This is a genomic window from Parabacteroides sp. HGS0025, from assembly GCF_000969845.1.
Taxonomy (GTDB): Bacteria; Bacteroidota; Bacteroidia; order Bacteroidales; family Tannerellaceae; genus Parabacteroides; species Parabacteroides gordonii.
This window is the reverse complement of the sequence record NZ_KQ033902.1, coordinates 2,504,669-2,516,786: the sequence shown is the minus strand read 5'-3', so window position 1 is coordinate 2,516,786 and position 12,118 is coordinate 2,504,669. Positions and strand designations below refer to the sequence as shown.

The 12,118-nt window shown below is 47.6% G+C and carries 11 protein-coding genes; 2 read left to right on the top strand and 9 right to left on the bottom strand.

Annotated features, from left to right (window positions below; translation table 11 throughout):
• Positions 1-10 precede the first annotated feature (10 nt).
• The 5 genes from HMPREF1212_RS09790 to HMPREF1212_RS09770 all read right to left on the bottom strand — a co-directional run bounded on the left by HMPREF1212_RS09790 (position 11) and on the right by HMPREF1212_RS09770 (position 6,189).
• Complete coding sequence (locus HMPREF1212_RS09790; protein ID WP_046149235.1) at positions 11-466, bottom strand: HU family DNA-binding protein; 456 nt, start codon at positions 464-466, stop codon at positions 11-13.
• Between the two features lie 277 nt (positions 467-743).
• Positions 744-1,547: a hypothetical protein gene (locus HMPREF1212_RS09785; RefSeq protein ID WP_046149234.1), complete on the bottom strand. Its 804-nt coding sequence runs from the start codon at positions 1,545-1,547 to the stop codon at positions 744-746.
• Positions 1,548-1,559: 12 nt separating this feature from the next.
• A complete protein-coding gene (locus HMPREF1212_RS09780) occupies positions 1,560-2,630 on the bottom strand; it encodes a T9SS type A sorting domain-containing protein (RefSeq protein ID WP_157316987.1) in 1,071 nt (356 codons plus the stop codon).
• Positions 2,631-2,852: 222 nt separating this feature from the next.
• Positions 2,853-4,400: an ATP-binding protein gene (locus tag HMPREF1212_RS09775; protein ID WP_046149232.1), complete on the bottom strand. Its 1,548-nt coding sequence runs from the start codon at positions 4,398-4,400 to the stop codon at positions 2,853-2,855.
• Positions 4,401-4,512: 112 nt separating this feature from the next.
• Positions 4,513-6,189: a putative transporter gene (locus tag HMPREF1212_RS09770; RefSeq protein WP_046149231.1), complete on the bottom strand. Its 1,677-nt coding sequence runs from the start codon at positions 6,187-6,189 to the stop codon at positions 4,513-4,515.
• A 112-nt stretch (positions 6,190-6,301) separates the two neighbouring features.
• Between HMPREF1212_RS09770 and HMPREF1212_RS09765 the strand changes: the two genes are divergently transcribed.
• On the top strand, positions 6,302-7,111 hold the full coding sequence (locus HMPREF1212_RS09765; RefSeq protein ID WP_046149230.1) for a peptidylprolyl isomerase: 810 nt from the start codon (positions 6,302-6,304) through the stop codon (positions 7,109-7,111).
• 33 nt (positions 7,112-7,144) lie between these two features.
• Complete coding sequence (locus HMPREF1212_RS09760; RefSeq protein WP_232430071.1) at positions 7,145-7,522, top strand: hypothetical protein; 378 nt, start codon at positions 7,145-7,147, stop codon at positions 7,520-7,522.
• Between the two features lie 15 nt (positions 7,523-7,537).
• Here HMPREF1212_RS09760 and HMPREF1212_RS09755 read toward each other — a convergent pair whose 3' ends face one another.
• From HMPREF1212_RS09755 to HMPREF1212_RS09740, 4 genes are read right to left on the bottom strand one after another with little or no spacing between them, the layout of a single operon-like run.
• Positions 7,538-9,136, bottom strand: coding sequence for an NAD(P)/FAD-dependent oxidoreductase (locus HMPREF1212_RS09755; RefSeq protein ID WP_046149228.1), 1,599 nt, complete (start codon positions 9,134-9,136; stop codon positions 7,538-7,540).
• Between the two features lie 31 nt (positions 9,137-9,167).
• The gene (radA, locus tag HMPREF1212_RS09750) at positions 9,168-10,541 is read right to left on the bottom strand and encodes a DNA repair protein RadA (protein WP_028729098.1); all 1,374 of its coding nucleotides are present in this window, start codon (positions 10,539-10,541) and stop codon (positions 9,168-9,170) included.
• Positions 10,542-10,575: 34 nt separating this feature from the next.
• A complete protein-coding gene (locus HMPREF1212_RS09745; RefSeq protein ID WP_028729097.1) occupies positions 10,576-11,532 on the bottom strand; it encodes a hypothetical protein in 957 nt (318 codons plus the stop codon).
• A 35-nt stretch (positions 11,533-11,567) separates the two neighbouring features.
• The gene (locus HMPREF1212_RS09740; protein WP_028729096.1) at positions 11,568-12,113 is read right to left on the bottom strand and encodes a ferredoxin domain-containing protein; all 546 of its coding nucleotides are present in this window, start codon (positions 12,111-12,113) and stop codon (positions 11,568-11,570) included.
• Between the last annotated feature and the right edge of the window lie 5 nt (positions 12,114-12,118).

Here is a 12,118-nt window from a genome sequence, read left to right as displayed (position 1 = left end):
AGAATAGGGTTTATTCGATAACCGGACGGTCGTCTTCGCCGCCACTACCACCACTGCCACTACCGCCACTCTGCTGGTTGTCGTCTCTGTGCTGGATGGTATACCGGATCTCGTCGACGATGCGTTTGCGGAACGCAGGGTCGGGCGTGAACAGGATACGGGCATTTTTTATCGAACCTACTTTAAAGGTATCTTCCGTGTCGGCACCGTCGCTGGTGAAGGAAAGGCGGAAGGTTCCCAGTCCGTCGAGTTTCACCGTCTGCCCCAGGAGCAGGTAGGTGGGGATTTCATCAAAGAAATTACTTAACACATTCATGATATCACCTATCGTTAGTGATGAACGGCCGGCTATCTGGCGGCCGATGAAATTCGTATTCACGGCACCGTCGTACACCGGCTGGGCAAAAAGTTTGGGAGGGTCGTCGCGCTTCTGCGGGTTTGCCCTCGGTACTAATTTGTACTTCATGGATTATTCATTTAAAGTGTTTATATATCGTTGTCGCTATCTCTGTTGTATGGCTGCATACGTTAGTTGTCGGTTGCTACCTCCGTATGGGAGAGGCTGCTGCCTGCGTATGTGCGAGGGGACTACTCACCGGGCGGACGAGAGTTGCATAGTAAGTAAGCGTCGGCTGCATACGTATGCAGGCATCTGCTACATACGTATGTAACACCCTCCCGCATACGTATGTAGCGCCCCCTTACATACGTATGTATCGACCACCCACATACGCATGGAGTTGTCAGGGAATTTCTGCGTCTCCATCATGTTCGTTACCCACACCACCCCACTCCTTGATTTCTAGGTCTTTCAGAGCAAAGCTCCCCTTATAGGTCAGGGTCACGGTATAGGACATTCCTGCAATAAATGTTTTGTTCAGTACAAGTTCCTGTACTGCTCCCGTCCCTATCTGACAGGTCAGGACAGCATTTCCGTTTGTCGGAAAACAGATAGTTTCTTTTTCGGTAGACAGTTTATATCCAGCTGACAGAGTTGTCCCTGGAGTCGAACCGTCCGGACAAATACCGTTATACATATTTTTTAGGATACAGGCAAAAGTCTGACCTGATGGTAACATAGCTTCATTAACCATCGTCAGAGTTACCAGGCAGGTAGCCGGTACCAACTCAGCAGCATAGACAGAGGCTGCCGGAATCGATATCTCTTCTACTTTGCTGATTTTGCATGATTTTAGAGATTGATCCGTTTTCAAAGTGATGGCACCCGACAAAGAAAGACCGTCGGTCGTTCCGGCCTCCGGCAAATCAAACTGACTGGCTCCGGTGAGAGTGACAAATTTGTAATTACCACCGGCCAGCGATAAGGTTGTTGCCGCCCCGTCGGCCTTAATAATTTGGTTAAGTGCACAGATACCATTACCGGCATTGAATGCCAGCAGGCGATACTCCCCCACTTCGTCCGCACGGGTCTGAATAGTGATTTCACCCCTGACAGTCGGCTCCGATACAAGGCAGCTTTCATTACTGCATCCTCCGGCAAAGAGCCATACTGCCAGGGCGCCTATTTGTATGATTCGGTTATTCATATTTTGTTTGTTTTAGAGGATTACTTTGTAGCCGTTGCCGCCAATACGAAGAAGATAAGTGCCGCGGGGCAGTGTAAAGGTTTGCCCACCCACTGTCAGCGGAAATGTTTTCAGCAATGAACCACCTATATTATATATGTATAGGGAAGAAGTAGAATTACTTTCTATCTGAAGCTGTCCTTGCACAGTGTGGATGCAGATATCGTCGGGTGCGTCGACACGTTCGTTGGCCACCGGCGGAAGGTCGGGACGGATACCGTCGATCGAAACTTTTATGTCGCTGCGTACAGGAAAGATACGATATCTTCCCAGGCTGTTAGGGGTAAGTGTCTCACCCAGGTCGGTGCCGACCACCGGAACGGATTGCGTATAACCTTCTTTCAGCGTCAGGTAGAAACTGAATGACGAAAAGTCTGCCACGAGATACTCTCCGGCGACAGGGTCGGTCACGGCACCTTCCACTTCGGGAAGGGTGACGGTGTGGTAGATGGTCGGTTCGGGATCGGGCTCCGGCGTTGGAGATGGGCCGGGATCAGGGACGGGCTGATCTTCTACTTTAAAGTCGAAATGAAGCGTTATGTCGGTAGCGGGCATTGTAAAAGAAAATGTTTTCGGCAAACTCTCCAACGGGTTGAGAAACCAGTTACCGCTGGTAGAAGTTCCCAACAGGGAGATCAGCGTAACACCTTCCGGCAGAGGATCAGAGAGCGTAACCGTCACGCCTGTACCGGGTTTAATGGTATAGGAAGAAGCACTTCCTGTTATATCATCTCCTGCCACAGTAATCGTTACCTTCTTACCGGATGTCAGGCCGTTGGTTTCTATTATCAGGCTATACTCCGTCAGGGTACTTCCACCTTCTTCCGTAACCCCTCCTTCAAAGTTGCCCGACTGCGCATGCAGAGGCGAAAATACCCCGCTCAATAGCAGGCAAAGTAGCCATAGGCTGCCCGAAAAGTGAGGAAATAGTGTACCAACGGGTAGATTGTCAGTAGAAAACAACCGGGAAAAGATGTGTTTTAAGGAATACGGCAAATTAAAGGCCGGTTTTAGATGTCTGTTTATCAATGCATACTTAGTCATACTAGTGAGTGATTTAGTCCTACTTGAACTCACTCTAAAACAGGCACAAAATAGCATCTAAGCCATATATTTCCAATGATAAACGACATTTACCCCTTATCTTTTTGCTTAAACCAAAATAATGGCTAGCTTTGGGGCTTAATAATAACAGAGTTCAAGTAGAACTATGGTATTTATTATACGTATATAGATTTTATTAAGGTGATTCGTCAGTTCACCTTTTTATATAACTTTCCAATCCGCAATATTACGTGTCTTTGTACTGAAATTCACTCCGATCTTAAAAAGTTTACGGGGATCGGAAGCGAAAGGTAAAGCGTAGTCCTTTTCTTCAATTTGCTGTAAAGCATTATCGGTTGTTCCGTCCAGCTTAAATTCCATGACATAGATAAAACGATCTGTCTGCAGCACCAGGTCGATACGGCCTTCCGATGTATGGTATTCGGCTTTCACATAGAAGCCGATCAGTTTGCAGACAATGAACAGGACATTCTGATAATGAAGCTCCAGATCACGCACCAGCTCGTAAGGAGTATCGGCAAAGAGACTTTGCAGGCGGCGAAAGAAAGCATTGTAATCGCCACTTTCCACTTCCTGAACGAATTTTACAATATGGAACGGCACCTCCACCTTGTCGGTATCGGCATAAAAAGGGAGCAGAAACTTCATAAAACCTTCTTCTACTTCCCGGTTGGGAAAGCCCAGGCGATAGATGCCGAAACGGCGGTCGTACCCTTTGATCGTGAGGTAACCGCTTTGATAGATTACAGGGATCGGGTTGGTAGAAGTGGAATCGATACTGTTCAGCACATCCGAGTCTGTCTCTGTATGTGCCATATTATAAAGGTTGTAATGCGAACGTTTCAGCAGGTCTACCAGATAGGTGGGGGTACCGGTTTCAAACCAATAACTACCAAATTTACGTTTGGAAAAGGTGTTAAGCAGGCTGAAAGGATTATAGATACCGGGACTGTTCTCTACGAAATGATAACCATCGTAACATTCCTTCAACTCGGCACAAGTCTCCTCATAACCCATTTGCCCTGCGGCAGCAAGCACATGGATATCTTCTTCAAAATAGGCATGCAGTTCTTCTTCATTGATACCACAGAGGGAAATATACGGTTCCCACATCGAGATATCGTTCAGGTTATTTAAGTCGCTGAACACGCTGACCTTACCGAACTTAGTAACTCCGGTCAGGAAAGCAAATTTGATATAGCCGTCCATGCTTTTCATCACGCCGTAGAAGGCTTTCAACGTATCACGAAACTCCTTCTGCAGTTCATCATTATCGAGGGCTTGCAACATCGGCTTGTCGTATTCATCAATCAAGATAACGACAGGCCGCCCGGTCTGTTGGAAGGCACGGCGAATTACTCCAGTAAAACGGGCTGAGAAAGTATTCTCCCGAGCGTCTGTCCCCCAAGAGTCTTCCCATAAAAATAAATGACGATCCAGTATTTGTTCGAGTCTTTCCTGCGAATCGAACTTCTCAGCATTGAGATCCATGTGCAACACAGGATATTGTATCCAGTCTTTCTCCAGCTTCTCGATCGCTAAGTCTTCAAACAACTCTTTCTTTCCTTGAAAATAAGCCTCGAGCGTGGAGATAAGCAGGCTTTTTCCGAAACGGCGGGGACGGCTCAGGAAGTAATAACTACCAGTGGTTACCAATCGATAAATCAGCTCTGTTTTATCGACATAGATGAAGCCCTCTTTACGAAGTTTCTCAAAGTTCTGTATGCCGATAGGATATTTTACTTCCATAACTCGTTTTAATTTTAGTGATACGCTAGCAAAGGTAGAGAAATATTCCATATATATACAAAAAAGGTACCCACGATGAGTACCTTTTAATACATATATATACGGATTGTCTTTACGCAAAGAACAAGATCAGCAACTGTGCCGTAAGCACGCGCAGGAACATGGTCAGCGGATAAACGGTTGCGTATCCTACGGAAGGGGCATCGTTACCGGCTGTCGCGTTCGAGTAGGCCAAAGCGGGCGGGTCGGTCGTGCTACCTGCAATAAGCCCCATCAGCGTAAAATAGTTCACTTTACAAAAATAACGACCGATGCAACCGATAATCAGCAACGGAACAGTTGTGATGATAAAACCATAGCCGATCCAGGCAAAGCCACCGTTATTCACGATCGTATCTACAAAACCATCCCCGGCACTGATACCGACACAGGCAAGGAAAAGGGTTATACCGATCTCACGCAACATCAGGTTTGCGCTCTGAGTCGTATAAGTGACCAACTTATATTTATAACCGAAACGGCTGATCAGGATAGCCACGATCAACGGGCCACCGGCCAATCCCAGTTTCACAGGTTGCGGAATACCCGGGAAAGTAATAGGTATGCTACCCAGCACGATACCCAGTGCGATACCGATAAAGATCGTAATCAGGTTCGGTTCGTTCAGGCGCTTCATAGAGTTACCCAGTACCTTTTCTACATTTGTAACGGCCGTTTCAGTACCTACCACATTTACACGGTCGCCCACCTGAAGTGTCAGATGCGGGGTGGCTACCAGATCCACGCCGGCACGGGTGATACGGGTGATATTGATACCGTATAACTGGCGCAGTTTCAACTGTCCGAGACGTTTACCGTTCAGTTCCGGTTTCGTAACCAGGATACGGCGGTTGATGAACTGGCTTTCCATACGGATCCATTGTTTGCGTTCCATATCGATCACCTCTCCGACAAATGTCTTAATCGTTTCAGCATCCTGCTCGGTGGTAATTACAAAAACCTTATCGTTCTCGTGCAATACCACATTGGCAGAGGCTATCTCAATCTGCTTGTCACTGTCGTGCCAGATACGGGATATAACGAAATCGCGGTGTTCCAGTAAACCGGACAACTCCCCTACCGTTTTCCCGAATATAGCCGGGTTCTTTACCACCAGCGAAATAGGTTTCGCTTCGTTGGCATGGGAAGAATCCTCATTATTCAACTGTTCGCTCTCTTTATCGAAGTTTACGCGGAACGCATAACGGATAAACATGATTGAAAGAATAATACCGATCACACCCAACGGATAAGCGACAGCATATCCCAGGGCAATTGTATTATCCGCTGCACCATACATGTCGGAATAAGCCTGCTGCGCTGCACCCAGACCCGGAGTATTCGTTACTGCTCCCGACAAAATCCCCACCATAGTCGGCATTGGGATACCGGTCGTGTAATGCAGGATAATAGCTGTGAGCACTCCCAGGAACACAATCCCGCAAGCCAACAAGTTAAGTGTCACTCCTCCTTTCTTGAATGAGGAGAAGAACCCCGGCCCTACCTGCATACCCACAGAGTACACGAACAGAATAAGACCGAACTCTTTAAAAAAGTGAATCACATTGTGGTTGATCGTAAAACCGAAATGTCCGAGAATGATCCCCACAAACAAAACCAGTGTGATGCCTAACGACACGCCAAACACCTTAATTTTACCCAATTGAATTCCGGCCGCTATCACAAACGACAGCAACAGGATGGAGTGGCCGATGCCTTCTCCCCATAATAAATCATTGATCCAATTCATATTCTAATATTAAAAAACCTTGTCACTATTTAATAAAGTCGCCAAAGGTAACCATTTAGTTTGTGTTTAACAACATAAATGCTATCTTTACCCGACAAATAAAAACTGGAGCATGAATAAGATATATTACCTGATTTTGGTATTGTTAGCCAGCCTGGGAACTGCTCAGGCGCAAAACGCTGGAAAAACAGTCACTATCCAGACAAACGTCGGAACTATGAAGGCGCAACTATATGATGACGTGCCTAATCATGTCCGCGCATTCGTCAACCGGGCACGGCAAGGTGAGTTTAACGGCACGCTGTTCACCCGCGTTATCAAAGAGTTTATGATACAGGGCGGTGCCCCCGATTCTAAAACAGCACCTCCGGGAGCTCGTTGCGGTTTCGGTGATTCGTCTGCCGAGATCATGCCGGAGATGAACGATAAATATTTCCATAAGCGAGGGGCCCTGGCCGCTCCCCGGCAGAATGACGATGTAAACCCGCAGAAGAAATCGGATATGTCGCAGTTCTTTATCGTACAGGGAAAAGTGTACCGCAACGGCGAGTTGGACACATTGGAATTGATCGCTAACCAAGATATTCGTAAAAAAGCGCTCGATAAATTTTACCGTCCTGTAGCCGTAGAACTGAAAATGCAGAAACAGACGAACAAACGGGAATACAGCAAACGTATCAAAGCCATCAATATAAAGATAGACTCGATGATACAGGCAACGCCCGGCCATCTGCTCTTTACCGACGAACAGCGGAAAGCCTATACAACAATCGGAGGCTGTCATCACCTGGATGGTATTTATACGATCTTCGGCGAGGTAACGGAAGGTTTCGATGTATTGGATACGATTGCCAATCAGCCTAAAGACCAGTACGACCGTCCTAAAAAAGATATAAGAATTATAAGTGTAACCGTAGAATAACCCCCATCCATTATGCTAAAAAGAGATTTGATCATGGTACAGATAGAAGAACTGGGCAAAATGATCGCCCAGGTGATCTTCAACCGTAATAACAATGCAGCCGGGAAAAATCCGGAACTGATACAGACCGTTTACGAGAACTTGAAACTGACTCCGGATTTCCTGATGACAACGGCTCCCGACGATATCCTCCGTTTCCTCGACAATGAAGAGAAAAGCGGTGTCTTGCGTCTTGAGATCGCCATCAAGACTTTGATTGAAGATAGTTATCAGCAACCGAAAAACCAACCCGATATGCTCGTACGGGCTAAAGAGTTGCTGGAATACCTACAAGCACACGATACTACTTTCTCGTTGGAAAGGGTTAATCTGATGAATGAGATTGAAAAGCTCCGCGCCTCTTGTCGCTGACAAGAGGACGTCAAGTCAGCGACAAGAGGACGTCGAGTCAGCGACAAGAGCCGCCCCTTCCGCACAGCGTTCTCCGTCGATTGCTGCCGACACAATGCCACCGGCATAACCGGCACCTTCGCCACAGGGGAAAAGCCCTTTGATCGTTACATGCTGGTAACTGTCACGGTCGCGAAGAATACGAACCGGTGAAGAGGTACGTGTCTCCACTCCTATCATCAGAGCGTCATTGGTAAGGAACCCTTTCGATACTTTTCCAAAATAACGGAAGCCATCCCGCAAACGGCTGGTTACAAATTCCGGCATCCAGAAATGAAGCGGAGAAGCCAGCAGTCCCGGTGTATAAGAAGATTCCGGCAGATCGAACGAGTTTTTCTTCGTTACGAAATCATTCATGCGCTGGGCCGGTGCCGTTTGTTTCATGCCACCGTTCAACCAGCATACTTCTTCCAGCCGCTCCTGGAAAGCCATCAGGGCTAAAGGGGAGTCGGCCGGGACTTTCATTTCTTCATGTTTCATCAATTCGGGATAATCTTCAGGACGGATCTCTACCACCATCCCTGAATTCGACCAACGCGAACCCCGATTGGAAGGAGACATCCCGTTGACAACAACTTGCTTCGGGCCACTCGCAGCGGGAACGACAAACCCGCCCGGGCACATACAGAAAGAATATACGCCTCTCCCGTTTGCCTGCGTAACAAAACTATATTCGGCTGCCGGAAGATATTTTCCCCTGCCCTCCTTACGATGGTATTGTATCTGGTCGATCAACTCCTGGGGATGTTCCAGACGGACTCCCACGGCAATACCTTTTGCTTCGATAGGTATCTGCTGCTGATAAAGATATTGATAGACATCGCGAGCCGAATGGCCTGTAGCCAGGATAACCGGGCCGTAGAATGCCTTTCCCGTATTGGTTTCTATACCGATCACTTCATTATCCTTCAGGATCAAGGCATCCATACGGGTCTCGAAATGCACTTCGCCTCCACAGCGGATAATTTGTTCACGGATATTTTCTATTACACGCGGTAGTTTATCCGTCCCGATATGCGGATGGGCATCTGCCAGGATAGAGGTACTGGCACCATGCTGGCAAAAGACATTCAGTATCTTATCGACCGAACCGCGTTTCTTGCTGCGGGTATATAATTTGCCATCCGAATAGGCACCGGCACCACCTTCCCCGAAACTGTAGTTCGATTCACTGTTCACTACATGCTCACGGCTGATCAGTGCGATATCTTTCTTCCGGTCGCGCACATTCTTTCCACGTTCGACGATGACAGGACGCAACCCCAGTTCGATCAGGCGCAGGGCAGCAAAAAGTCCTCCGGGGCCGGTACCGACCACAACCACTTGTTTGCCGCCGGATACATCTTTATATTCCACCGACTGGAATTCCGCTTCTTCCGGTTGTTCATTGATAAATGCACGTAGCTTAACGTTTACATAAATCGTACGCTGGCGCGCATCGATAGAACGCTTCAATAGCCGTACTGCTTGTATATCTTTCAGAGAAGCGCCGGTTTCGCGCGCAACGACCTGTTTCAGAGATTGCTCATTGACTGCTTCTTCCGGCAGGATACGGAGTTGTAATTCTTGTATCATTATTTATTTGCTTGTTAATGGGGAAAAGAGGTTATCCGAACAGGTGCCGGAAAGCTTCCTCTACTTTCTTTACCTGTATAATCTGTATTTTGCATTTAGCGACATCGAAACCTTTCAGGTTGTTATGAGGAATGATTATACGTGAAAAGCCCAGCTTCTCCGCTTCAAGGATACGCTGCTCAATACGGTTGACCGGACGTATCTCGCCCGACAGGCCGACTTCGCCACACATACATACTCCCTGTTCGATACTGATATCGAGACTCGACGAAAGCACGGCACTGATAACAGCCAGGTCGATGGCCGGATCGTTTACTTTCAAACCTCCGGCAATATTGAGGAACACATCTTTTTGTATCAGTTTAAACCCGGCCCGTTTCTCAAGGACAGCCAGCAACATATTCATTCGCCGGAGATCAAACCCCGTTGCGCTGCGTTGCGGCGTACCATAAACGGCCGAGCTTACCAATGCCTGCGTTTCGATCAGGAAAGGACGGATACCTTCGATCGCAGCAGCAATAGTCACACCGCTCAGTCCTTCGTGATTTTGGGTAAGCAATAATTCAGAGGGATTGCTGACCTCGCGTAAACCGTTCTGCCGCATTTCGTAGATACCGAGTTCCGCCGTACTGCCGAAACGGTTTTTGATACTGCGCAGAATGCGGTACATATAATGTTGGTCGCCTTCAAACTGAAGCACCGTGTCGACAATATGCTCCAATACCTTAGGCCCGGCAATGCTTCCTTCCTTATTAATATGGCCGATCAGCAAAACAGGCACACCGCTCTCCTTGGCATATTTCAGGATAGCTGCGCTACACTCACGTACCTGTGAGACGCTACCGGGTGACGACTCCACGATCTCCGTATAAATTGTCTGGATAGAGTCGATAATCATCAGATCCGGCTGTACGTTTCGAGCTTGCACGAAGATTTGTTCGAGGTTTGTTTCACAAAGGATGAAACAGTCGGGATTTTCGTGAGCCAGACGGTCGGCACGCAGTTTGAGCTGGCGGCTGCTTTCTTCACCGGATACGTACAACGTCTTTAGCCCGTTCAACCCCAGGACGGTTTGCAGCACCAGCGTAGACTTACCGATACCCGGTTCACCACCAATCAGCACCAGCGAACCTTTCACCAGACCGCCACCGAGGACACGGTTCAGCTCCTCATCTTTCAGATCGATACGAGATTCTTCTTCGGAAGTGATGTCGCGCAATAAGACCGGACGCACTTTTTCGTTATCGGTTATTCCGGGGATAATATGTTTTGCCGAAGGTTCTTTGGTAGCAACGATCTCTTCCACATACGTGTTCCATTCGCCGCAATTAGGACATTTGCCCACCCATTTAGGAGAGTCTGCTCCGCAATTGGAGCAGACATATACTGTTTTTGTCTTAGCCATACATCTTTAAGATTTGGCGTAAAGATAGGAAAAGTTAGCCAAATAAGTCGAGTGTAAGTTGTTTCTTCTCCGCTTCCAGCTTGCGCAAGTGGCGCTTGCCCTGGGGAGTAACGATTTCAAGTTTGTCGAAGCGGGTACGGATCACCGTAGTCACCGTATAGCTGACGTTGATCGTTTCGCCCAATTCGCTTAGCTTACGTGCAATTTCCAATACGCAGTCGATGCACATGCCGCTGGTGAAGGATATCTTTTCGTCGAACATCTGCTTTTTAAAATCTTCGTCGCACATATAGAAGTCGATCGTTTCGCCTCCCTTGTTATAAATACCTTTCCAACGGTAACGGCTATCTTTCAACACAGGTGAAATGATTTCGATCGTCGCTTTGTTATCTTTGATCGTAGGCAGGTCGTCCGAACGCAGGATAAAGTAATCAAACTGTTCACGTTTCACTTCCAACGAACCGGAGCGGCTGCGGTTGTTCTCGTTCAATTCGCGCACGTTTATCTTTGTCACCTTGGGATAACCTTTCAGCGCTTCATAAAAATTGGACTTGCATTTGCTGAACTTCGGCCATGAAGATAAAAGCTCGATCAGCTCGCGCGGGATGAGTGCACCGACCTGTTTCAACTTGAGAGAACGCTTCAGCAGCGCTATTTCCTTCTGCATATTCTCCTCATCGGCGTTTGTCCGGTCGGCAATGGGTTGTCCTCCAACCGACAGGGTCGGACGCGTCAGAACCTGCATCAATATATTCAATACCACGGAGATAGCACGGGAACTTTCACCGCCTATCGGCCATACAACCCTGTATCCGCCTTCCTGTAGAACAGGTTCGCAATGGGCAGTCATCTTCACATCCAACATATCAGCCAACACACGGATCATGGAAAGTATCTCCTTTTCACAACGGTGTTTGATCATAGCGTCCATATAGCCGGACTTATCGTTAAAAGAATAACGAAGTTCAAGTTTGTTTGCAAACTTTATCATAGAGTCATCATGTTATTTATCCAAAATCCTGCTAATTACTTTACGGGTTGTTCTTTCGGTTTACGATCGAAGAACGGGTTTTTAGAAGAGGCACTGACAGGGATAGCCATTACACATTTGCTCTCTTCTCCCAACCATCCCAGACGCTGGGCAGCCAGCCCGGCACTGAACATGACGCGGGTATCCAGACGCAGATCGGAAGCGGTAGCGCAGGCAGAGCCGATGGCAATCCCCAGATCCACCGAATTAATGGTGCATGGAACCGTTGCCGGTTTCTCTACGCAGGTATCAAACCCGCAATGTGCGCAATTCAATCCTTGTACCTGCTGGCCAGTACCCAATATGACTACGGCTTCTGCACTCAGTATATTGTCCGCATCACGCAGGAAAAACTTTAATCCGGTTTCCGCAGCCACTTTCAGCATCTCTTCAGACAGCTGATGGATATCTTCGCCGGTCACCATAGCCATTTCTATAATGTCAATACCTTTCCCTTTTGGAGCTGTCCGGGCAGCGGTCATCATCTGACGTACAGCTGTTAACACGTGTTCGTGTCGTATCTCTCTTTCGTTTTGTATCATCTTAT

Bases quoted from the DNA above. Each gene is read 5' to 3' on its own strand.
- HMPREF1212_RS09790 (WP_046149235.1), bottom strand. From the start codon at position 466: ATGAAGTACAAATTAGTACCGAGGGCAAACCCGCAGAAGCGCGACGAC.
- HMPREF1212_RS09745 (WP_028729097.1), bottom strand. From the start codon at position 11,532: ATGATAAAGTTTGCAAACAAACTTGAACTTCGTTATTCTTTTAACGAT.
- HMPREF1212_RS09765 (WP_046149230.1), top strand. From the start codon at position 6,302: ATGAATAAGATATATTACCTGATTTTGGTATTGTTAGCCAGCCTGGGA.
- HMPREF1212_RS09785 (WP_046149234.1), bottom strand. From the start codon at position 1,547: ATGAATAACCGAATCATACAAATAGGCGCCCTGGCAGTATGGCTCTTT.
- radA (WP_028729098.1), bottom strand. From the start codon at position 10,541: ATGGCTAAGACAAAAACAGTATATGTCTGCTCCAATTGCGGAGCAGAC.
- HMPREF1212_RS09760 (WP_232430071.1), top strand. From the start codon at position 7,145: ATGGTACAGATAGAAGAACTGGGCAAAATGATCGCCCAGGTGATCTTC.
- HMPREF1212_RS09780 (WP_157316987.1), bottom strand. From the start codon at position 2,630: ATGACTAAGTATGCATTGATAAACAGACATCTAAAACCGGCCTTTAAT.
- HMPREF1212_RS09775 (WP_046149232.1), bottom strand. From the start codon at position 4,400: ATGGAAGTAAAATATCCTATCGGCATACAGAACTTTGAGAAACTTCGT.
- HMPREF1212_RS09740 (WP_028729096.1), bottom strand. From the start codon at position 12,113: ATGATACAAAACGAAAGAGAGATACGACACGAACACGTGTTAACAGCT.
- HMPREF1212_RS09770 (WP_046149231.1), bottom strand. From the start codon at position 6,189: ATGAATTGGATCAATGATTTATTATGGGGAGAAGGCATCGGCCACTCC.
- HMPREF1212_RS09755 (WP_046149228.1), bottom strand. From the start codon at position 9,136: ATGATACAAGAATTACAACTCCGTATCCTGCCGGAAGAAGCAGTCAAT.